General features: G+C 64.2%; 18 protein-coding genes and 1 pseudogene. 1 reads left to right on the forward strand and 18 read right to left on the reverse strand.

Annotated features, from left to right (window positions below):
- Positions 1-117 precede the first annotated feature (117 nt).
- From AC1RDS_RS05715 to AC1RDS_RS05775, 13 genes are all read right to left on the reverse strand, one after another.
- A complete protein-coding gene (locus AC1RDS_RS05715; protein WP_060986224.1) occupies positions 118-2,385 on the reverse strand; it encodes a hydantoinase B/oxoprolinase family protein in 2,268 nt (755 codons plus the stop codon).
- A gap of 40 nt (positions 2,386-2,425) precedes the next feature.
- Positions 2,426-4,564: a hydantoinase/oxoprolinase family protein gene (locus AC1RDS_RS05720; protein WP_060986225.1), complete on the reverse strand. Its 2,139-nt coding sequence runs from the start codon at positions 4,562-4,564 to the stop codon at positions 2,426-2,428.
- 18 nt (positions 4,565-4,582) lie between these two features.
- On the reverse strand, positions 4,583-5,008 hold the full coding sequence (locus AC1RDS_RS05725) for an acetone carboxylase subunit gamma (RefSeq protein ID WP_210436241.1): 426 nt from the start codon (positions 5,006-5,008) through the stop codon (positions 4,583-4,585).
- 41 nt (positions 5,009-5,049) lie between these two features.
- Positions 5,050-6,975: a hydantoinase/oxoprolinase family protein gene (locus AC1RDS_RS05730; RefSeq protein ID WP_060986226.1), complete on the reverse strand. Its 1,926-nt coding sequence runs from the start codon at positions 6,973-6,975 to the stop codon at positions 5,050-5,052.
- Positions 6,976-7,809: 834 nt separating this feature from the next.
- Entirely contained in the window at positions 7,810-9,804 is a 1,995-nt protein-coding gene (locus AC1RDS_RS05735) for a relaxase/mobilization nuclease domain-containing protein (protein ID WP_060986228.1), read from the reverse strand.
- A 472-nt stretch (positions 9,805-10,276) separates the two neighbouring features.
- Entirely contained in the window at positions 10,277-10,840 is a 564-nt protein-coding gene (locus tag AC1RDS_RS05740; RefSeq protein WP_175202033.1) for a S26 family signal peptidase, read from the reverse strand.
- Positions 10,837-11,370, reverse strand: a complete 534-nt coding sequence (locus AC1RDS_RS05745; protein ID WP_060986654.1) for a DUF2840 domain-containing protein — start codon at positions 11,368-11,370, stop codon at positions 10,837-10,839. Before AC1RDS_RS05745 ends, AC1RDS_RS05740 begins: the two co-directional genes overlap by 4 nt.
- On the reverse strand, positions 11,367-11,630 hold the full coding sequence (locus AC1RDS_RS05750; protein WP_060986653.1) for a hypothetical protein: 264 nt from the start codon (positions 11,628-11,630) through the stop codon (positions 11,367-11,369). The genes AC1RDS_RS05745 and AC1RDS_RS05750 overlap by 4 nt, the downstream gene beginning before the upstream one ends.
- Positions 11,627-12,265: a ParA family partition ATPase gene (parA, locus tag AC1RDS_RS05755; RefSeq protein WP_175202031.1), complete on the reverse strand. Its 639-nt coding sequence runs from the start codon at positions 12,263-12,265 to the stop codon at positions 11,627-11,629. The genes AC1RDS_RS05750 and parA overlap by 4 nt, the downstream gene beginning before the upstream one ends.
- Positions 12,266-12,530: 265 nt before the next feature.
- Positions 12,531-13,388 carry a replication initiator protein A gene (locus AC1RDS_RS05760; RefSeq protein WP_175202030.1) on the reverse strand — a complete coding sequence of 286 codons (858 nt, stop codon included), beginning with the start codon at positions 13,386-13,388 and terminating at the stop codon, positions 12,531-12,533.
- Between the two features lie 26 nt (positions 13,389-13,414).
- On the reverse strand, positions 13,415-13,705 hold the full coding sequence (locus AC1RDS_RS05765) for a helix-turn-helix transcriptional regulator (protein WP_175202029.1): 291 nt from the start codon (positions 13,703-13,705) through the stop codon (positions 13,415-13,417).
- Positions 13,706-13,788: 83 nt separating this feature from the next.
- A complete protein-coding gene (locus AC1RDS_RS05770; RefSeq protein ID WP_060984507.1) occupies positions 13,789-14,559 on the reverse strand; it encodes a DUF2285 domain-containing protein in 771 nt (256 codons plus the stop codon).
- A 341-nt stretch (positions 14,560-14,900) separates the two neighbouring features.
- Positions 14,901-15,248 (reverse strand): DUF2958 domain-containing protein, encoded by a 348-nt coding sequence (locus AC1RDS_RS05775; RefSeq protein ID WP_060984506.1) that lies wholly within the window; start codon positions 15,246-15,248, stop codon positions 14,901-14,903.
- Between the two features lie 223 nt (positions 15,249-15,471).
- On the opposite strand from AC1RDS_RS05775, the gene AC1RDS_RS05780 reads away from it, so the two are divergent.
- Positions 15,472-15,765 (forward strand): helix-turn-helix domain-containing protein, encoded by a 294-nt coding sequence (locus tag AC1RDS_RS05780; RefSeq protein ID WP_395031035.1) that lies wholly within the window; start codon positions 15,472-15,474, stop codon positions 15,763-15,765.
- Between the two features lie 373 nt (positions 15,766-16,138).
- Here AC1RDS_RS05780 and AC1RDS_RS05785 read toward each other — a convergent pair whose 3' ends face one another.
- From AC1RDS_RS05785 to AC1RDS_RS05805, 5 genes and pseudogenes are all read right to left on the reverse strand, one after another.
- Entirely contained in the window at positions 16,139-16,453 is a 315-nt protein-coding gene (locus AC1RDS_RS05785) for a DUF736 domain-containing protein (RefSeq protein ID WP_016452552.1), read from the reverse strand.
- A gap of 806 nt (positions 16,454-17,259) precedes the next feature.
- Entirely contained in the window at positions 17,260-18,090 is an 831-nt protein-coding gene (locus AC1RDS_RS05790) for a hypothetical protein (protein ID WP_492226735.1), read from the reverse strand.
- Between the two features lie 225 nt (positions 18,091-18,315).
- Positions 18,316-18,525, reverse strand: a pseudogene (locus AC1RDS_RS05795) (hypothetical protein); the annotation flags it as partial.
- 62 nt (positions 18,526-18,587) lie between these two features.
- Positions 18,588-20,672, reverse strand: coding sequence for a ParB/RepB/Spo0J family partition protein (locus AC1RDS_RS05800; RefSeq protein ID WP_296337629.1), 2,085 nt, complete (start codon positions 20,670-20,672; stop codon positions 18,588-18,590).
- Between the two features lie 75 nt (positions 20,673-20,747).
- Positions 20,748-21,572, reverse strand: coding sequence for a DUF932 domain-containing protein (locus tag AC1RDS_RS05805; protein WP_296337632.1), 825 nt, complete (start codon positions 21,570-21,572; stop codon positions 20,748-20,750).
- Positions 21,573-21,693: the final 121 nt, after the last annotated feature.

Below are 21,693 nucleotides of genomic sequence, written 5' to 3' on the forward strand. Positions count from 1 at the left end.
CGCACACTCCTTCATTTGCAATTGCCATCTTTCCCGGTGCTCCTGAACCGCCTACACGCCTGCTGGACAGCTCAGTCGCGGGCGGCGAGATTGCCCGCGACTGCCTTGCACGCAGCGTCAGGGCCTGGCTGCTTCAAGCTCGGCGCGCAGCGCCTCGACCTCGGCCTCCAACCTGCCGATACGCAAATCCTTCGGATTCGGCATGAACATGCCTGTCAACTTGTCGGCATCGAGCACCACTCGCTGGCCGCCGTTCATCGCCCAGATCTTCTTCGGGTCGTCCCAGCTCCCGAAGTACGGAATGTGCGCGGGTGGTTCAGCTGTCTGCCATTCCTTGATGAACTCGTGATAGGGCTTGCCGCGTGCCACACGCGCCTTGCGTTCGTCGTGTCGAGCCTTCCGGGTGGCATCGGCATCAAGCAGCAGGTTTCGGGGGTCGTAGACCACTTTGAAGAGTTCTTTCGCGGTTTCGTGCGAGATCAGTCCTTCTTCCACGTCTTTGACCACTTGCGCTGGATCGCGCTCCAGCACGTCACCATAGCCCGCCCCTCCGCCCTGACAGATCATGTAGATCTCGCCTTCGTTGACCAGCTCGAAGGTCATGCCCATGTCGTGCGTCGAGTACTTGGCATCCGGAATGGGCTGTTCGTTCATCAGCGACAGGATGTCGAAGGTGATCTTGCCGGGATGCTTCTTGACGAAGTCGAACACGTTGATGCCACGAATCTTGCACAGTGCGTAGACGGGCGAGGCGTAACCACCGAACATGCCCGGCGAGGGCGAGAAAATTGAGCCCGTGCAACCCGTCATGAAGCCCCACAGGTTGCTGCCGCGCACCGTCGCTATCTGCTCATAGCCGAAGCCACCGCGGTACTTGCCGAAGCCCACCCGATCGGTGGCAATGTTGTGCCCACCCAAGCGCAAGATGGGCAACTCCTCCTCGGCCAACTCCTGCTCGCCGATGTCACACATGAACCCGAACGGCGGCGACAGCGCGTTCTCGCCATCGCGGTGGCTGCGTGCGCCTTGGCCGTTGCCGTTGATGTCAGCACAGAAGTTGCCAACGGACTCGCCATGCTGTGTCAGGCCGCCATAGATGAAGGTGGCCGGCTGGTCGTATTGCGGCGCGACAATCGCCGTGTAGCGATGCGGTAGGCTGTAGCTGAGCTTGGCCATCGGAATCACCGGCAGCGTCATGCCCTTGAACAGAGGGATCAAGCTCATTGCCTGCGGCGTATCGAACGAGGCGCACACGAGCGAGTTCTCGTCGGCGATGACCTTGATCGGTGAAAGAACGGCCATCGTGTGCGGCAGATCGGGCCAAACGTTCTGCAAGTAGGCCGTAAGGAGAATCGTTCTGAACGACGCGAAATTGGTGTTGATCGATCGGTTGAGGAACTCGGGCGAGGAGCCGCGCAGATCCAGCGTCATCTGGTCGCCCTTGACGGTCACGGCAAGGCTGAACTTGAGCAAGGCGTTCTCGCGCAGCGTCGAATCCGGGAAGCTGAGTACCCGTGTCGTGCCGTCGGGAAGTTCCGCGATACGCCGGAGCACTTCCACTTCGACGTCCTCGAGGTTCTTGCGCAGAGCGGCGATCAACGCATCCTTGCCATGCTCTTCCAACACACGCAGCACGCGTTCGCGCAGGCGCATCACCGCATGCAACTTGACCTTGACGTCCTCGAGTTGTAGCTTGGGGTCACGCACCGAGTTCTGCAAGAAGGTCAGTAGATCGCGGCGCACCTCGAAGTTCTCCACCAGGCGGAAGGGCGACATCTTCAGGCCCTCGTCGAACTTGCTTTCAGCCGCCGCCGGCATGCCACCCGGCTCGCAAGCGCCGTTCTCGCCTTCATGCACGGTCGAGGATATCCAGCAGATCAGCTCGCCTTTCCAATACACCGGCATGATCATCGACTGATCGGTATTGTGGATGCCCCCGTAGCGCGAGTCGTTGTGGATAAAGCCGTCCCCCTCGCGCAAGCCCACCGTCGGATCTTTCTCCCAATACTTGCGGATGAACTTGATCGGATAGTGGCAGCAACCTGCAAACGCTACGATGCCATGCGGCGCAATCATCGACAAATCGCCCGTGGCAGTGTAAATACCCGTTACCAAGTCGCCCCACTTGGCGCCGGGCGCGGCGCCCATCTGCTCCACCATCGTGAAGCTCTCGTCCAGGGCCGCGATGACGATCCCGCGCACCTGGTTGAGCCTGTGAGGATCGACCTCTTGAGAAAGCACCCGTTCCTCCTCGGCCGATCGCGGCGAGATCGAATGGCTGGCCATGATCTCGGGATCCGGTGCATAGAACAGCTGGTTGTCGTTCAGGAACTGATCCAGCAGACGCTTGTCTTCTGCCGTCAGAGTCGTATTCATATCGCTCATTTCGAAGTCTCCAGTTCGATGTTGTCGGATGTGGATCCGCTCAATGTGCTTGATTGCGGATGAACCAGACAGCGCCTTGGGCTGCAGCAAGATAGGTCCATCCCGGCTCCACCAGATAGGTCGTGGCGCGCGTGACGACAATGGCGGGCCCGTGAATCTCGGTACCTTCAGCCAGCGCGGCCTCGTCGTAGACGTGCGTTTTCATAGGCTTGTCGTGGCCGGCGTAGTGGCAGAGACGTTCGGACACGGCGGCAGGCGCAGGACGTGTCTTTCCGCTGGGTTTGATGCCCCGGAATGGCACGGTGGTCTGCTTGACGAACGAGCACACGCGGATCGTGTTGATGCGAACGCCTGCTTCGGGTGCCTGGCTACCCGCGCCGAAACGCTCGCCGTAGCGTCCGTGGAACTGATCGATCAGCTTGAGCACGTCGCTTTGCGAGCGCAGGCGATGCAGGTCCGTCACCACCGCGGTCTGTACGCGCTGGTTGCCGTAGCGCATGTCCAGTTCCAGACGGAATTCGATGCTGGCTGGATCCATCCCTTGGCGAACCAGGTCCTCGTGGCCGCGCCGTTCCAGTTCCTCTACGCCTGCGTTGAACGTGGCGTAGTCCGAGAACAGCGACTTTTTGTTGGCATCGAACAAGACGGTATAGGTGCTCATCTCATGGATGTGCATCTGGTTCATGTTGCCCGCGCCTACAGCGGAAAAGACCGAGGCAAACGGTGGTGCCAGCACCCGGCTTACCCCGAGCGCCTTGGCGATGCCGCAGGCATGCAACGGGCCGTTGCCGCCATAGGCCAAGATCGTGAATTCCTCCGGCTCATAGCCGCGCGTGCGCAACTCGGTGGCGATGCCGTTTGCCATGTTGGCGTCAACGGTCTGCTTGATCAGCTTGCAAACCTCAATGGCCTCCATGTCAAGATCTTCGGCCAGCCCATCCTCGATGGCTTGCTTGGCACGGCGCGGATTGAGCTTGATGCGTCCTGCCGCATAGTTGGCCGGATCCAGATAGCCGAGCAGCATGTCTGCGTCCGTCACGGTGGGCCGCATGCCGCCGCGGTCATAGCAGGCCGGCCCCGGATCGGAACCTGCGGATTCGGGGCCGACCTTCACCGTCTTGTACATGCGATCGAAGGTGCAGATCGAACCGCCGCCCGCCCCCAGGGTGACGAGGTGGACCATCGGTGCACTCACCATCCAGCGTTCGATGATCGGGTTGAAGTCGTAGTACTTCACGCCGCCGTCGACGACGAGGCCGATGTCGAAACTCGTGCCGCCCATGTCCGTGGCCACGATGTTTCCCAATTCCGCCTGCAAGGCCAGGTGTTCGCTGGCCGCGATGCCTGAGACCGGCCCCGAGTGCACGGTCTGCAATGCGTCCGTGGAATTGAGCTGTGCCATGCCGCCCGAGTTGTGGTTGACCAGCATGGGCTTGTCATAGCCTGTCGAGCGCAGGTTCAACTCCAGCGTGCCGAGGCCGTGGTACATGACCTGGTGCAGGAATGCGTCCATGATGGTGGACATCGAACGCACGTATTCGCCCTTGCGTCCTGCCACCTGGTGAGAGAGCAACAGCGGGATCGCGCCCAGCATGTGGCCCGGGTAGTCTCGCAGGAAGATTTCGCGCACCCGGCGCTCGTGCGTGGAATTCACGACGCTGTTGATGAGGTTGACCACCAGTGCTTCCGCTCCGGCATCGACCAGCTCGCGAATCTGGGTGCGCAACTGCTCCTCATCAAGCGGGATCACGATGTCGCCCCGATAATCGACGCGCTCACGCACCTCGCGAATCATCGTGATTGGCACGAGTGGATCGGGGCGCTGCGCGTTGGGCACGTCCATTTGCTGATCCTGGTCCAGTCCCACGCCATAGCCCGCAGCTCGCGCCAGTGGAACGGTCCCCTTGAAGCCTCCCGTGGTCAACAGGCCAATGCGCGGCCCCTTGCGCTCGATCAGTGCGTTGGTGCCGAGCGTCGTGGCGTAACGAACTGAATCGACTTGGCGCAGCATGTCGCTCAAGTCGACGTTCAACTCGCGCCCAGCCTCTGCCAGTGCCTCGTTGAATCCCAGCGCAAGATTCTGATGGGTGGTAAGGGCCTTGGCCTGCACGAATCGCTCGCCCCATGCGACAAAACAGTCGGTGAACGTGCCGCCAATGTCAACGGAAATGCGTTTCATAGGAATGTGCCTCCCTGCTCAATGGGGGTGACCGTGGTCATGGTCGTGGTGATGGTGGTGAACGCGGCGCACTGGCTCAGCACCGACAGGGGGTTCCTTCACCTCTTCGCGGTCCTTCCACTGCTCCTTGAGCGCGTCGATGTCGAGTTCAATGTCATGGGTCGGCGGATGTCCAGGCGGAAGGTATTCGGCCTCGACCAGGGTGCCGCAGCTGGGGCAGTAGAACTCCAGGATGCGACACCAGTCTGGATTGGGCGAGAAGGTGCGCTCGTACTTGCTCGGATCAAGCAGCGGCTTATGGACTTCACGTGGGTCTCGGTTGTGGACCAACAGCCCATGCTTGTAGTTCTCGCGGGCAGAGCCAATCTCATGGCTACAAGCCCGGCACTCCCATTTCTCGGTAGTCAGATTGATACGCAGGTATTCGGTAATCAAAACGTTCACGATCGCACCTTCAATGTTGTGTGGGGGGAGGACTTTGCTCGTCAAGCCCGGGTCAGCAGCACGTCGCCGCTTTCGTTGATGTTGAAGCGCCAGCCTGCATCCAGACGGCAGGTAAAAAACGCCTCCTCGAGCACTGCGGGCCCAACTGCGGCTGCTCCTTGCGGCTGCTCCTCGATCTTGTAGAGCGGGATCTCTGCCCGCTTGGAACCCAGCATCACCGAGCGAACACCGGCCGCCTTTGGGGCTACCTTCTTGTCCGAGAACGAACCGTGCAACTCCGGCCGATCGATGCTTCGCTGCGCCTCCAGGGCGACGGAGAGTCGGGCACCCTTTGTGATTCCACTGGGGAGAACGTCACTCGTCAGCACGTAGTTGCGCTCCTCGCCTTTGGCATTCGTGACGCGCAGGGTCTTTGTGATCGTGCAGTCCTCGATGGCGAACCCCTCGGCGAACATGCCGCGCTGAGCCTGCTCGAAAAGTCCTTCGAGGCAAGTCCTGAGCGATGCGTCGTCAGCCGTCGAGAGGGATGCTTCGTACTGATGCTGAATGTCGGAAAAGCCCAGGCCGAAGGCGGAGAAAACAGCGGCCAAGCCCGGAATGAGTACCTTCGAGATGCCTGCTGCCTCGGCGATCTTGCAGGTCACGAAAGGGCCTGCGCCACCAAACGCTGCCAGCGTAGTGTCCGGAGTGATGCGCGTGAAATCCTTGAGACTGTCTGCCACCTTGGCCACCCAGGCGTCTTCCATGCGTTGCACAGCCTCTTCGACGCCAATGCCCAGAGGATCGGCAACGTTGGTGACTACGGCTGCACGTGCGCGCTCCACATCGACTTTCAGCTGTCCGCCGAAGTAGGTGGCCGGATCAATCAGCCCCTGCAGCAGAAATGCATCGGTGATCGTGGCGCTGGTGCCACCCAAACCGAAGCACGCAGGACCTGGCGCGCTACCCACGCTTTCTGGACCAACCTGAACGGCCTTGCCGGCTACCTTGATGATGGAGCTACCGCCGACGCCCACGCTCACCACGTTGCATAGCGGAAAGGACGTGGACACGTTCTCCACCTTGCCGCGGCGATCCACGCGGACATCCCCGTCAAGAACTTCACCAATGTCGGTGGTCGTCCCGCCGATGTCCATGGTCAGCAGGTGCTTCAGCCCATGGTGCGCTGCGAGTGCCTTGGAGCCTTCCATGCCACCACGCGGGCCCGAACTGTAGGTCTTAAGCGCGATGGTCTTGGCCACGCGCGCCGAGTGCCCATCGTTGCGGAAGATCAATAGCGGATTCTTTACCTTGTGTGCACGCAACTTGTGCTCCGCGCTGTAGAGAAAGCGCTCCATCGCCGGATGCAAAAAGGCATTGAATACGGCCGTCCAAGTGCGGCGGACATCGTCCTCGTCTTCAACGACTTCATGCGAATACAGGATCGGAATGGAACCCAGCAGGTGCTGCGGAAACTTCTGCAGCAGAATGTCCTTAACGCGGTTCTCCACCTCGAACCGTCCTGCCCCGCCATGCGCAACAATGAGACGGTTCGCGCCTGCTGACGCCAACCCGCTGACAGCGCGTACGACTTCCGTCTCCAGCTCGACCGGCGACTGACTCAAATCCAGGCGTGCAGTTCGGGACCCCACCAAAGCATCGAATAGGTCGGCACTCTCCTCAAAGGCGCGCACCTGCTCGGGGACCAGTGTGCCGCTGAGCACGAGACCAAGACGCTGGCCCTTGCGCTCGACCAATGCATTGGTGCCCTGCGTGGTGGAGTAGCGTATGTGGTCGGTCGCCAGCAGCAGCGCCTGCACATCTTCGTGCCCATACACTGCGGAAGACACCTTCTTGATGCCCTCGAAGAAGCATTTGGAGAGATCGTACGGAGTGGTGAGAGTCTTGGTTCGGTAGACGCGATCCCCGTCTATCACGCAGATGTCGGTCAGCGTGCCACCGTTGTCAATATTTATTAGCATGCCCATGGCTTGTCTCGAAAATTGTTGTAAATAGGGTCGAGCGCTCCCGAGCGAAAGGTGGAACCCTTCACTTCACACTAGGAAAGTCTCGGCAGATTTTTGGGTGCAGCACTGCGTTGGGAAACGCAGTTACTGCTTGGCAGTCGGGCGCGGTGGCCCGGTTGGATTCTTCACTTGTCCTGTCTCCTTGGTAGTGCACCTTGCTTAGGCAAGACACTTTCTTCTGACTGCAAAGATAGTTGTCTCGCGTCACAAAGTCCCTACCCGGGAGGGTGAACTTGGGGCATGGGTTCGCCAGGGTTTTCCCTGGCGCGACCGGCTTCATCACTTCGGGGCAGCAAACGGACATAAAAACGTTGAGCCACCCGAAGGGTTCGACCAGAACGGCAGCGGTGATGAGCAGTTACTATTGGGCCGCGTTGCTGATTCAATGTGCTGGCGAGGAAGGTCTCTCCTACCGGTCTAATGCCCCAGAATTGATCACCAAATGAATGCGCGTCTTGTGCGCGTCGAAGTCGAAGCCCGCCAAGTTACGGTGCATGGGGATCTCCGCCAGCTCTGCCCAGCTTGCGCGAAGGGTCGGGTGACCATCAGAACCAGCGTCGCATTCCTCAAATCGCATAGCCCGCTGCGGCAAACTGCCACAGCGACGCAATCCGCGGTTTCCTCCCTTGAGGCTTGTGCAAGACCTGTCCTCAGGTCGTGGCTCATCCTCGACCTGCGGTTTGCCAGGCAGGTATCTCACAACCCGAAACAGAATGCGTAAGCCTGCCCCGGCCTGCTGAGTTCCGTGGTTGTGGTTGGCTGTTCGAGGAAGCGGGGCACTCTTCAGCGCACGCGTCAAATGGACTGGCTGTGACCTCTGCCTAGATGCCACTGAGGACTGTGGCCTTGTCCTGTTGCTGAAATCACTTGTCCCAAGCTTTTCTCTATAACCGGCCGCCACGGCACCAAGCTGAATCCCTTGCCATCGTCTAGCATCGCGTAGCGCCCGCTCGCAAGCATGACTGAGCGCCGGTAGATGCCGACCACGCGCTGCCCGTCGGCCGTCGGGCGATGCTCCAAGCCGGTTTCGGCTGCAATGTCCTTGGCAGCCTGCATCAGTTCCCGGTTGCGCAGCGTCCCCAGCAGATTACGAGCCAGGATCACCTGCTGCCCGCGCCGCTGGGCCAGCCCTTGTTCTTCGAGGAAGTCGGCGCGCTGCTGCAAGGCTTCCTTGACCTCGGCACCAAAGCCCAGATCGCCCAGCCCACGGCCGCCGCCGATCAGTTGCTGGTCGAGCCAGGTGGCCCCGATCACACGGGCCTGCCGCTCGATGGGTAGATGCGATTTCAGCTCCACGGCGACACCGTCCAGGCGCTGCGCGTCGTACTGGTGGCCACGCTTGGCTAGGTCGTCCGGCACCTTCCATAAACCATCGGCCACGCGCTCCACGATGCCGGCCCGGCGCAAGGCTTCCAGCCGGCGAACATGGGCTGCGACGACCTCCTGCGGGTCGCGGCCGGCCTTGGCCCGACCTTGCTCGATCGCCAGGTGATGGTCGGCGCGATACAGGCCATCGCTCGCCAGCGCGACGATGTTCTTGTCGGCCGCCCGCACCTCGGCGGAACCGCGTACCTCCACCACCGCACCGGCGGGATAGTTCGCCAGCTCGTCGCGGGCGTTCAGCGCGACGTAGTGGGCCTTGCCGTCCACACCGTCGATGACCAGATAACCGCGATCGTGCAGCTCGTCGGCCAGCCCGTTCGCGGCTACGCGGCCGACGATGGTGCGCCCGTTGTCGCCTGGCTCGAAAACCGCCAGCTCGCGCGGCTGGCCGCTCATGGCCCGCTGCATGGTGCGGATGATGTCGCCGCGCTCGCCCAGGGCGCGCAAGGTCTTCTCGGCATCGGCATGAATGGCCCAGGTGCCGGGCTGCACCTCATCGGCCAGGCCCAGGCGCTGCAAGCGTTGCAGGCGGCCGATCAGCAGCAGGCGCTGACGTTGCAGCCGGGGTTCGTTGAAGCGTTCGATGTGCACCCGGCCATCCTCGCCGGCCTCGCGTTGCAGCGTGCGGTCGAGGCTCGTCCACCGCTCTTGCTCCACTTCGCGCTGCAAGGTCTGCTGGATCTCCAGTTCGGTGCGCGGCCCCAGCCATTCCATCGCCAGTTCGGCGGCCCGATGGCGGAAGCCGTGGGCGATGTAGTCGCCCGCGATGATGAGGTCTTTGCCGGTGTCGTCGCGCCCGCGCACGATCAGGTGGGTGTGCGGGTTGTCGGTGTTCCAGTGATCCACCGCCACCCAATCCAGCCGCGTGCCCAGGTCAGCTTCCATGCGGTTCATCAAGTGCCGGGTGTAGGTGCGCAGGTCGTCCAACTCTGCGCCATCTTCAGGCGAGACGATGAAGCGGAAATGGTGCCGGTCGTCGGCGCTGCGCTCCTTGAAGGCGTCGAGGTCGGCATCGTCAGTCCGCGGCCCGTAGGCTCGGCCTGGTTCGCCATCGCGGCCCGCGCCGTCGCGCTCGATGTAGCGCAGGTGCTTGGCGAGCGACTGCGGGTTGGCGTTGCGTTGGTTGACCAGCAGGGTCTTGATGGTCACGCGCCGCGACATGGGCGTCAGCTTCGCGCCGGCGAAACGCGCCGCCGTGTGGCCGCGCCCAAGCCGTGAGCCGGGCCGCTGTCCGACGCGCTGGCCCTGGCCGCCGGATGCTGCGGAATGACGCATCGAGGACTTGCCGCCGCTGGCCTTGCCAGCCTGCTTGAGCACCTTGGAAACGAAGCTCTGGCCCTGGCCTTTGCCCCGGTTCTTCGGGGCGCTGGGGCGCACCCGGAAATCGTCGTCGCGGCGGTCGGTCATGGCTGCGCTACCCGCAAGCTACGGCGTATCCTGTCGTGCGAAGCACGCGGACACGCCTGCATTGGCGCGAGCCTCGCGCCCCACGCGGCACGGCGGCAAAGCCGCGCCGTGCCGCGCCACCCCCACGTGCAGACTGGCTTTGCGGGCCGACAGGTGCCGCACCCTTTTGTCTTGCCTTCCGCCTTTGCCTCCCCTGGCACCCCAGGCTCTCGCTCTCGACACCTGCGGCCCGGCGGCGCTGCTGCACCCGCAGTCAGCGCACCGGCGAACGCGGCGACGGCCGCAGGCCAGCCGTGTTCGAGGCAAGACGCCTGCACGTGGGACGGCTGCGTCGAAAGCAGCGCGAAGTGCGGTGTCGGATACGCAGGATCGGCACCTGCGCTGCACGCGCGACGACACGGCGACAAACGGCAGAAAGACACGCCCGATGGCGCGATGAGATGCACGGCGACGTGCAGCGAATCGACGGCCATCATGGGCGTTTCTCCAGCCAGACCGGGCGCGCAACGCCGATCACAGAGGCGGCGCTGACCGGCCCAAAATACCGGCTGTCGAACGATGCCGGATTGGTGACACTGAGCAGAAACAGTTCGCCAGGCCGAAGGCGGCGGCACTGCTGCCAGGATGGCAGCGGCCGGCCCCAGCGGTCAGCAGCCAGCACGGCGGCCGAAGGCACGCCGTCAATGCGGACACGGCCCCCGGTGATGCACACCTCCTGCGGTGCGACCGCACCCACGCGCTTGAGCAGCGGGATGCGCGTCGGCAGGTAGCCGCGCTGCGCAGCGAGCGCGGCAGCCTCGGCAGGCAGCGGCACCAGCACGATGCTGCCCACTTCCAGCCGACGTGGCGGCGAGCTGGTGCGATGGTCGAGCGGATCGACGCGATACCAGCCGACCGCCACGCTGTCGGACGGGTTGTAGGTCAGGCGCGGCAGCGGATGCACGAAGGACGCCCAGGCCAGCGCAGCGAGGCTGCAGGCGGACAAGCCCGCCAGAACGATGCGAGCGCGCACGCGGGAGCGAGGATGGGCCGTCATGGCAGCGCCCTCCCGGCGAGCCAAGCGGCGTGCCGCTCGGCGCTGTACTCGGGCAGCGGCAAGCGCGCCGCGAGCCGGTTGCCCAACGTGCGCCAGTACGCGGGCGAAGCGGCAGCGGGCGCGATACCCAGCGCCTCGATGGCGTCGATACGCTCCAGCACCGCGCGCACCGACTGCTCACCCTCGGCGTGCAGCAACAGGCGTGCGCCTGGTTGCACGCCGGGGATGCGCTGTGCGCCATCCATCGGCATGCACGCTTGCATCACCATGAGCTGCCAGCGGATCGTGCCGTAGTCGTTGGCCTGCCAACGGATGCGGCAGAGAACCGCATTCGGCGCGAACACGGCGCAGCGGCGCCAGCGGTCGAACCGGATGATGCGCGCAGGATCACCGAAGCGCAGGTAGAGGTCGAAGCGTTGGTCGATGCACGCGAGCGCAACGCGCGTCAGCGGTACGCCGTCGGCCACGCCGACAGGCGGGATGGACGGCACCGTCGATGCAATCGAAGCCGTCGAGACGGGTGTGTTCATGAGGACTTCTCCGGGAATTCCCGCTCCAGCAGCGCGCGCAACAGATCAGCCACCGTCACGCCTTGCGTGAAGGCCGACACCTTGATGCGCGCCCGCATGGCAGGCGTGATGTCGAGGGTCAGGCGGGCCGTGTAGAGGTCGCCCTTCTGGAGGCCATCGGCGCTGCCCTGGCGAATCCACGCCTCGGCGTGCGGATTCGCGGGCGGACGCGCGCCGATGCCGATGCGCTTGCCCGTGCGTTTGCTGGCGGGACTGCTCATGACGGCCACCGCAGCAGTTCATCGACCAATGCGGTGATTTCGCGCGCGGCGGCGCTGTCCGGCGCCGTCTCGCGTGCAAGCCGGCCAGCGGCCACGCTGTCGGCGAACACGATGCGCTGATGCACTTCCGCGCGCAGCGCAGGCAGCGGCTGCTCGGCCAGCGCGCCACGTGCCTCGCGTCCGATCACGGTGGTGCTGACGCGCCGATTGATGACGAAGGCCGCGCGCAGCGCTGGCCGGAACACCTGCGCCTCGCGGATCAGCGCCACCATCTCGGCAGAAGCCCACAGGTCGTAGGGGCTGGGCTGCACCGGGATCAGCACGCGCTCGGCCGCCAGCAGCGCGGAGCGCGCCAAGGCGGCGATGCGCGGCGGGCCGTCGATGACGACATGATCGGCCCGCCTGGCGAGTTCTGGTGCTTCCTGATGCAGCGTTTCGCGTGCGAGACCCACAGCGCTGAACAGCCTTGGCAAACCTTGCTGGCTGCGGCGCTGCGTCCAGTCCAGCGCGGAGCCCTGCGGATCAGAGTCCAGCAACACGACGTGCTGCCCGCGCATCGCCAGCTCGCCGGCGATGTGGGTGGCGAGCGTGGTCTTGCCCACGCCGCCTTTCTGGTTGAGCAGCGCGACGATCATGGCCTGGCCCTCCGTGTTGGAAAGCTGGGCTGTTGCTGCTGGTTCTCGTGCCTTTCGTTCGCCGGTTGGGTGGTTGTCCACCGAGACGCGACGCTTCTACTAAAAGTTAGAGAATTTAAGTTAGGGAAGTTAGAAGAGGCCGAAACCCGCGCCAGAATTGGCTTTGCGGCCGATTTTGTTGCCTGATAGCACGAGGATTCGTTGCCTGATAGCACGATACCTCTGTTGCCTGATAGCACGAGTCCGTCCACAGGCTTTGCCGCAGTTATCCCCGTGCCTTGGACGGCACGGGCCGAAACGTCAGCAGCGGCGAGGAAAGGCCCGAGACGTACTCGATGCCCAACTGGTAGCCCGGCAAGGCTTGCCGCGCCACCAGCGCCCGCAGGTCGGCGGCGAAGTCGTAGTACCGCGCCACGCTGCCCGATTTGCGGTACAGGTGCTGGAAGTCGAACTGCCAGCCGCCCGGTTGGCGCCCGCCGTGCTTGCGCACCAGGCGGTACAGCCATCGCTCGATCCCGCCCGTGAGCCGGAAATACGCCGGGTCGATGGTCAGCACGAGGGCAGCATCGAGCACGCCCGCATAGAACCAATCGGGCAGGATCAATTCGAGCCCCAGCGGCGTGCCCTTGGCATCGGCCAGCTCCTTCCACTCGTTGATCCACGAGAAGCGGTGCAGCCGCCTTCCCGTGGTCTCGCGGATGGAGGTGGCCACGGTCGTGGATTGAAGGCGATCCAAGGCCGCCTTGAGGCGCTGGTAGTCGCGCAGCGATGTACCGCGCCCGATGAAGCGCAGGATCTCGTAGGGCGTGGCCTGCATCAGCCGCGACGGGCGCAAGCCCGCGTCGCGCGCTTCCACGATCTGGCTGGCGGCCCAGATCAGCACGTCCGCATCCCAGATCGTGGCGATGCCGTGCTCGGCCGTGCCCTCCACGCGGATCGTGATGCCGCTGGCGCGGAAGTCGATCGGTGCCGTGCGCCGCGACTTCGCCAGCGAGAAGAACGGAAAGGCCATCAAGTCCTGGCTGTCGCGCGGCGCCATGTCGCCCGGCAAGGCGCGGAACAGATCGAGCTGTTCGCGCTCTTGCATCGGTCGCTGCCGCATGGGCAGCGCAGGGCTGGACATGGCGAAGGCCACCCGCGCGCAAGCGATCAGCGCGCACGGCTGTCCGCCGAGTGCTGCTCGGCGTATTCGGGATCGGACGTGCTCTCGAAGCTGCGCTCGGCGGCCCAGGCATCGAGGTCGGCCACGGCGTACATCACGCGGCGGCCGAACTTGCGGAACTTGGGGCCGCCACCCAGCACGCGCTGCTTTTCCAGCGTGCGCGGCGACAGCCGCAGGTAGTCGGCAGCCTCGTCGTTGGTGAGATAACGCTGCGGCTGTGCAGCAGCGGCCAGGGTAGCTGTGGGTGCGGCGGCAAGCCGCAAGGGAGCAGGACGCATGGTGAGAACCTCCATCGATATCAGGGCTCCGGCCACACAGCGCAACCGGATAGAGGCAGTCTCAGAAAACAAAGCTCTCCTGTTCAGGGTCGGTTTGCGTCCTCTTCAAAACGGCCCTTCTCAAGCGGAGGTAGCTGTGCTAGGCGGCGATAGCCGCCGCGCATCAGCGCATCGCCGCGCCGCGCCAGGCGGCGCACCTTGGAGCGCAGGCCGCCGTCGCTGTACCAACCGGCCGCGGCGTCCACGCCGTACAAGCCCTCGGCCACGTCGCGCAAGGACGCGCCCGCCAGGGTGGCGTCGAGCGCCTGCAGGGTGTGCAGCTCCAGCAGCGCCGCAGGGGGCGGCCTGGGCCGAGCCATTGACGCAGGCGTACCAGGCATAGAGGCTACAGGGGCGGCCCGACGGCCACGATAGGCATAGGCCACGGCCATGCCGTCCTCCAGGCCAGGCGCCAGCGCATAGCGCTGGCAAAGGCCGGGGCTGCGCGCGATCAGCGCCAGACCCTTGCCGTCCTGCAGCAGCTGCTTGTGGCCAGGGATGCGCCAGAACGCGAAGGCGGTGGCATCCGGCGGCGGGTCGGCATCCGGGTGAAGCTGCACCACGGCCTCATGGCCGGGGAGCCAGGCCGGATGCGCGTCACGCGCATCCAGGGCCGGGTCTTCCAGCAGACGCAGGCCCCAGCGGTGGGCAGCCTCATGCGTTGCTTGCACCCCGCGATGACGGCGCAGCCAGTCGAGCCGGTAGTCGGGATGGCGGCGCAGGTACTCCCAGGCCAGTGCGAGCGTGTCCAGGCACAGGACGTAGAGGTAGGCGGCGGTCGGATACCAGGGCGCGAAGTGGTGCGGCTCGGCCATGACGCAAGCTCCCGTAGAGCAGGACGGCCGTCACCGGTTTCACACGCAAACGTCACCGCATCAAACTAGCATCCAATCGTGAATAAGCTGGTAGATTAGTAACTTGCGTGTCAAGACGAAATGCATCGGATGGGTTGCATGGATCGTCTGAATGCGACGGTGGCGCGCGAGGACATACGCGCCTCCTGCGATATCCACCGTGCCCGAAGCACGGCCGACATCATGACCGTTTGCGTCACGATGGCACCGGTTTGGTGCAACAGTGCGGACTAAGACCTGATGGGTCGGGAGCAAGACCGAAATAGTCTCAATGCGCCCGGTTTAGCCAGAGCACGAATGGCTCAATCGAGGACGGAACCGTTCTCCTGGGCCAGCCGCAGGTACTCCGACAATGGGCGCACCGCCCGGAAATACCGATCTCGCATCACGGGCTGTTTGCTCGGCCCGACGATGGATGCGAGATCGGACAGCTTGATGTTGCCCAGCTCGGGCATGCCGATCCCCAAGTCGATCAGGCTATGGGCCGTATCGCCGTCGGCGGGGTCGAGCGATACCAGCAGCCAGGTGGCGTGTGCGTCCGGCGTGAACAGCCGCACCACGGGCAGCGGGTCGATGACCCGGCCAGCGGCGCGGGCCTGGCCGTGTTCCAGCAACAGCCTGCGCTCGTCCTCGGTGATGAGCTGGTTCATGGGCGTCCCCTCATTCGCACAAAACCGCCGAAGCGTGAAGGCGCAAAACCGCATTGGCAGGTTTGTGGAAAGGCACGGATGCGGCTTTGCGCTTCTGTGAGAAGCCGCAGATACGGATTTCCGTAAAAGCACGAAAGCGGCAGGCGGGCATAATTGAACACTATAGATTGTAGTCCTATAGGGTGCAATCGGCTGTCATCTTGGATTTTGGGGAGATCCAGGGTTGGCAGCGAAACATACATTGTCGGAGGCACTAAAGACCATCAGGAAAGCGCGTGGATTGAGCCAGGAGGCGTTCTCCGACGTGTCCAGCCGCACCTACATGAGCACGCTGGAGCGCGACCTCAAAAGCCCCACCTTGAACAAGCTGGCCGAGCTGTGCGAGGTCATGGAGGTGCACCCGCTCACGCTGCTGACGCTGGCCTATGCCGGCGACGAGCTGCAGCAGGTCGATCAGCTTCTGGTGCAGGTGCGCCAGGAGTTGGAGACTGTGGCGAAGAAGAGTGACACGCCATAGCGTGCGACGTCGCTGGCGTGGCCGATCCGGCGCCGCCGGTTCGGGGGACTGCAGGGGCGCCAAGCCCTGTGCGGCGGGGATAGCCCGCAGGGCTTTCCCCTGGAGGCAAGCGAAGCGCGCAGCGCCGCAGGCGCGAAGGCGTGAGGGATTGCAGCCGGATGGCCGTGACGGCGAAGTCGGCACGGGGCGCAGCCCGTAAAGCCCGGCGGTGCAACGCACCGACACGCCCGGCCACCGCTTGCAGCGGGCAACTCAACACATGCGAAAGCGGCTCGACACGGCGCAGCCTTGGCGATGGTGTTGCTGATGTTGCCTCCTTGAGTGCCGCGAAGGCAGCACTGCGCCCTGCCGCGTGGGCGGGGCGCTGCGGCCGTCAGGCCGCCTGGGGCTTGCTGCGCGACCAGATCAGGTCGTGCGTGCCGTCCTCGCCTTCGATCAGGCGGGCGTAGACCGTGGCCGGGAACGAAGGATCGTCGAGGGTTACGGAGATGTACTCCCGCCCGGCCTCGCTGGTCTTCTTCCACGCCGCGCCGATATCGTGGCTGGCGGCCTGCAGGCGAAAGTCCGGGGCCTTCTCGTTGTCTCCCTTGTCGTTGGGCACCAGCTTGACCTTGACGTTGAGCGTCAGGGTGCGAAGCGTGCCGGTGTAGCCGTCTTTGTCTGCGGTGAAGCTGCCGATGTTGGCCATGATGAAACTCCTTTTGGTGGAACAAGGTTCGCGCCCATTGCGTCCTTGTTGTGATCCGGCCGGCGGGGGACGGGCGGGCTGCACCGCTTGCGGTCGAAACGCAGTGGAGAGCCGGGAGGCGAAAAGAATTTGTCCCGCGAGGAATGCGCGTAGCGCAGGGGAAATTGTTTTCGCTGGACGGTTGCAGCCATGAAGCCCGAGGCGCAGCCGCGCCACCGCCAGGATTCACAACAACACAAGGACGCCTTGGGCCGAACCGCACCGAAAGAAGACAGGGCCGGCTCGGCATCCCCGCACGAAGGCTGCACCGGCTCGCCCACTGACGCGGGCCAGGTCAACCACCCGACGACAAGCGAGAACGTCCCCGCCGCACCTTGCGGCGCCGGTTTTGAGGCGTGGCGTGGAAGCTCCATGGCGATGCCGGGCGGGATGTCCGTGAACCGTCCTTCGTGACGTGATGGGCGAGAACCGTCAGCGTTGGGGACGGCACGCATTCGCACAACCTGCCGCAGCAAGCTTCAGCGTGTTCACCAGATCCTGTCCATCGCGGCGGGGCGCTGGCCGGGCCGATCCGGCGTAGCCGGTTCGGCGGAATCGAGGGGCGCCAAGCATTGCGCGGCGGGGATAGCCCGGTGGGCTTTCCCCTGGAGGCAAGCGAAGCGCGCAGCGCTGCAGGCGCGAAGGCGTGAGGGTTCGAAGCCAGATGGCCGTGACGGCGAAGTCGGCACGGGGCGCAGCCCGAAAGCCCGGCGGCGCATTGCGCCGACACGTCCAAGGTTTCAACCGAACAGCACAGACGGAAAGCGCTATGCCTTGCTGGCCTTCCACTTGGCAAACCAATGCGTGGCCGAGCGATGCGAAATCCTCATCAGGTATGCCACAGCCAACGGGCTTGCCTGGGCTTCAAAGAGCTGGAAAACGCAATCCGCTCCACGCTTGCTCAAGGCACCGTTTTCCTTGATGTTCCTCGGGTGGCCGGGCTGGGCCGATTCCATGACCGACTCCGGAATGGCTTTCATGATGCGGTTCGTTTCCGCAATCACCTTGTTGGCCTTCACGATGCCCTGGTTGACCCGCTTCTTCAGCCGCTCAATCTCCGCAATGTAGGTCTTCTCCGCCGCTTCAAAGGCGAGGAAGTCGAGCGACGCCATCATGATGAACTTCTTCATCATGCCCTTGCTCACCTTCTCGCTTAGAACCTTGGCCCGCTTGGCGGCCGTGTAGTCATACAAAGGCATCGGCTTGAAGGTTTCGGGGTGACGCCGTGTCAGATCGGAATAGGCACCCACATCCACGGTCAGATCGTGGATCGTGTGTCCAATGATGTTGCGATAGTCCACCAGCTCCTTGAGTTCATCGCTCTCGGCCTGGTCAATGACGCCATCGGAGACCAGCACCGCGCGGGCCAACTCCAGCTTCTTGCCCTCCTTGGTCTTGGGTTTGCCATCACTGAGGCGATTCACCCCGTGCAGTTGGTCGGTGGCCTCGATGGAGCCCATGATGAAGCGCCGCAAGTCCTCCATGTAAAAAAGGACCAGCACCATCTCAAAGGCTCGGATTTTGAGAATCTCGGCTTCCCAGGCAGCAGGAGCCCTGCCATGCGGACGATGTTCTTTGCTCATCAGATATTGCCCCATATCACTTCACTTTAATGGCACTCGTCGTGTATGGGCGCAACGGAAGAAGGCATCGCGCGGTACAGCGATGCCTTCAACGCCGCCGCCTGAGCGCTAGCGAGGGCGGTGGCGTTCTGATTGGGCTGTTGGGCCTTCAACACCGGGCGCGGCCACCGCCGCGCCCGGATTTTTGAAGTTCACCGCGCCCAGGGTGGAACGGCCTGGGCGCGGTGCTGACGATGGATATTCCTTCGTCTCGATGATCCACCACACGGCGCGCGGCAAGGCGCGGTCCGTGATGGGGTGAATATCCGCGAGGTCGGTGCGGGCCGTCCAGCCCGAGGGCGGTCGCTAGCCGCGCACGTCGCCCTCGCCGTACCAGCGGCGGGCGCGCACAGTGCCGGGGGCGTAGATGGCCGTCATGCGCGGGCGGCTGGTGGTGTTGATGGTGGGCATGGTTCGGCTCCCTGCGGCAAAGCGCCCCGGCCATGGTCGGGGCGCTTTGCCTTCGGCATGGGTCAGGCGGCCAATGCCTCGGCAGGTTCATGCGTCACGGTGGCGGCTTCTTGCGCGCCGTTCTGCTGCGCAACCTGCGGGCTTTCCTCGGGTGCGTCTGCCTTCTTGAAGATGGCAGGCATCCAACCCGTCCCCTTCGCCAGCCGCTCGGCCTCGCTGGCAATGTCGGCCTTCTTGAGCTTTGCCAGCCGGTGGACGCTCTCGGGCGCGAACTCGCCCACGGCTTGCAAAACCGCCGCCTTCGGAATGTGCTTGAAGTAGCCTTCTGCGGTGGGTTGCCACCATGCGGCCATGTCAAGACCCACGGCCTGCGCCAGTTCCGCGCCGGGCTGCTGTGCCGTGGCGCGCGGCGTCACCACGTCCACGGCCCCCGCCACGCACACGGCCAGCAGTTGGACCAGCTCGCCTTGCTCCATCGCCAGCAGCGCGGCGAACAGTGCGGCGCTGTCCTCGGGCAGCTTGCCGCCCCATGCCTGCTGCAATTCGCGCAGCGCCACGGCGGCGGGAGACTCGGGCCAGTCCGGGGCCATGCCTTCCAGCCGGTCTTGCACCGTGAGGCGCACGCCCAGCGGCATGGAACCATTGCTCGGGCCGTAGTAGCGGCCCCGCAAGACGGTCTGCACCATGCCATGCACCAGCGCAGCCAGCGCCGCGTGCGGGTGCTGCGCCACCTCGATTTGCAGTGCGGCGGTGCGGTGGGCGCTCAGGCGGTGGGCCAGCCGGTCGGAAATTGCTGCGGCCTTGGGTTGCTCGTCTTCCTCGCCTTCGTCGTCGTTCGCGGCGTCCAGGCCACTGAAACCCTGGCGCAGCTTTTCCAGCGTGCGCAGCGCCTTGGCCTCGGCCTCGCGCAGCAGCCCTCGATGAATCACGGCCTCGCCGTTGCGGTTGATGGTCACGATGGCACCGGCTGCGGCCTTCACGTTCGCGCCGTACCCCTGCAAGCCATCCTCCAGCGCCTGCAACTGTTCGCCCAGCCGCTCGCCTTCCTCTTGCAGAGCATCGGCCTTGTCCTCGTCGTCGTCGTCCGTCGCCGCATCAATGGCTTCGGCCACCTCCTGCATCTTGGCTTGCAGCTTCTCGATGCGCTGTGCTTCGCGTTTGTTCGGCTCGCGCCGCTCTCTCGGCGCACGCTGGAAGGCGTGCAGGTCGGCATGGGTCATGCCCGGCGTGGCATCGGCCCAAGCCCAGCCCTCGGTCTTCACCTCGGCAGCGATGCCCGCCAGCTTGTCTTGCGCCAGCCGCTCCAGCAGCGCGGCATCGGTCAGATACACGCCCGCGTCACCTTCCGCGAACAGGTCACGGCGGATGCCACCGCCTGCGGCCTCGTAAGCATCCAGCCCGACGAAGCGCACCAGCGGATGGCGGCAAGCATCAATCTCGCGCTCGGTGAGGCGTTCGCGCAGCGCGGACGGTTGGCGCTGCCATTGCGGGGCGTCGTAATAGGCAGCTTCCTGTGCCGCATGGTCATCCGTCCCGGCCAGGGCCATCAGCTGGTCAAGGCTCACGGCATCGGCCCGATAGTCCGCCATCAGGCGCGGCGAGACATTCGCCAGCTTCAAGCGGCGCTGCACCACCAGCGGCGTGACGGAGAAATCCGCTGCAATGTCCTCGATGGGCCGGCCCTCGGCCACCAGTGCGGCAAAAGCCTCGAACTGGTCTGCCGGGTGCATGGCTTCGCGCTGCACGTTTTCCGTGAGACTGGCGGTGCGGGCCGTGCCATCGGCCACCTGCAGGCAAGGCACTTGCCAATCCTTGGCGATGCGGTGCTTCTTCGCCAGCAGCTTGAGGGCTGCGAGGCGACGGCCACCTGCCACCACCTCGTAATGCTCGCCACCTTCCTCACGTTGTGCGGCGGGAATCACGATCAGGTTTTGCAGCAGGCCCACGCGCTGGATGCTCGCGGCCAGCTCGGGGATGGACATGCGCGGGACGGTCTTGCGCACATTGCGGCCCGTGGGGCGCGACACCAGCCGCGACAGCGGCACCAGAATCATGTGCTTGCTCGGATCGGCGGCTTGCAACACGTTCGCGGCGCTGTTGGCTGCGGTGTGGACGGCGCGGGCTTCGGTGGTGGTAACGGCGTTCATGGTGAATCTCCAATCAAGTGAAACAAGGGAATGGGGGGGAAACCGCCCCTCCGGCGGGAAAAACGTCAGAGGGGGTCAGGCTTTGAGGGCGCGCATGCCATCGGCCAGCAGCCACAGAGCACGGTTCAGGCGAATGTCGGAATCAATGCCCTGCACGGGGCGGGTCTGTTGCCTGCGGCCATTGGCGGCGCGACCATGCAATCCGCCCTTGGTCAGGTTCTCCTGCGTGCGGTTGAACACGCTCCACAGGTCGGGGCGGCGGTCATCGAAGCGGCGCGGCATCAGGATTTGCGATTCCGTGATGGGCGCGGGCTTGGTCGGGTCGTCGTACTTTAGGGCCAGCGCGGCGCGGGCGAACACTTCCGATTCACCGGCGTCCAGCGTGATGGCCTGCATGGATTCGCGCGATGCCTGCGCATGCTCGAAGCCGCCCAGCACCTGATAGGCGCCCTCGATGACATGCCCGGCCACGTCGCCTTTGTGGGGCACGCGCACATCGCCCACGGTGTCGCCGCAGACAAGGCCATTGCTGCACACGAAGCGGAACATGCCGCCCAGCAATTGATAGCTGCTCGTGCCGTCGTGCGAGTTCAGCAGGATGATTTCGTTGGCTTCGCGGGCGTTGATCTGGTTGGCATGGCGCAGGCGCAGCATGTGTTTCGTGTGCTCGCGCCGGCCCTCGTTGCGCACGCGGGTCTGGCACACCATGAAGGGTTGAAACCCTTCCTTTCGAAGCTCGGTCAACACGGCAGCCGTGGGGATGTAGGCGTATCGCTCGGAACGGCTCTCATGCGGGGCATCCGCGAAGATGGACGGGGCCACCCTGCGAATCTGGTCATCGGACAGCGGGGTTTCGCTGCGCAGCGCGGAGGAGTGGGAAGCAAAACGGGTTGCAAGCATGTCGTTCTCCTGAACAAAAAGGCTGTTGAAGAAAACCGCACACCGGATTCCTAGATTCGGAGCCCAGCCTTTATGGCTGTTCGGTGCGGTCGGCACGAGGAACCCGGTTGGCCCTGTTGCC

The sequence above is a fragment of the Acidovorax sp. GW823-FHT02H02 genome, from assembly GCF_058797075.1.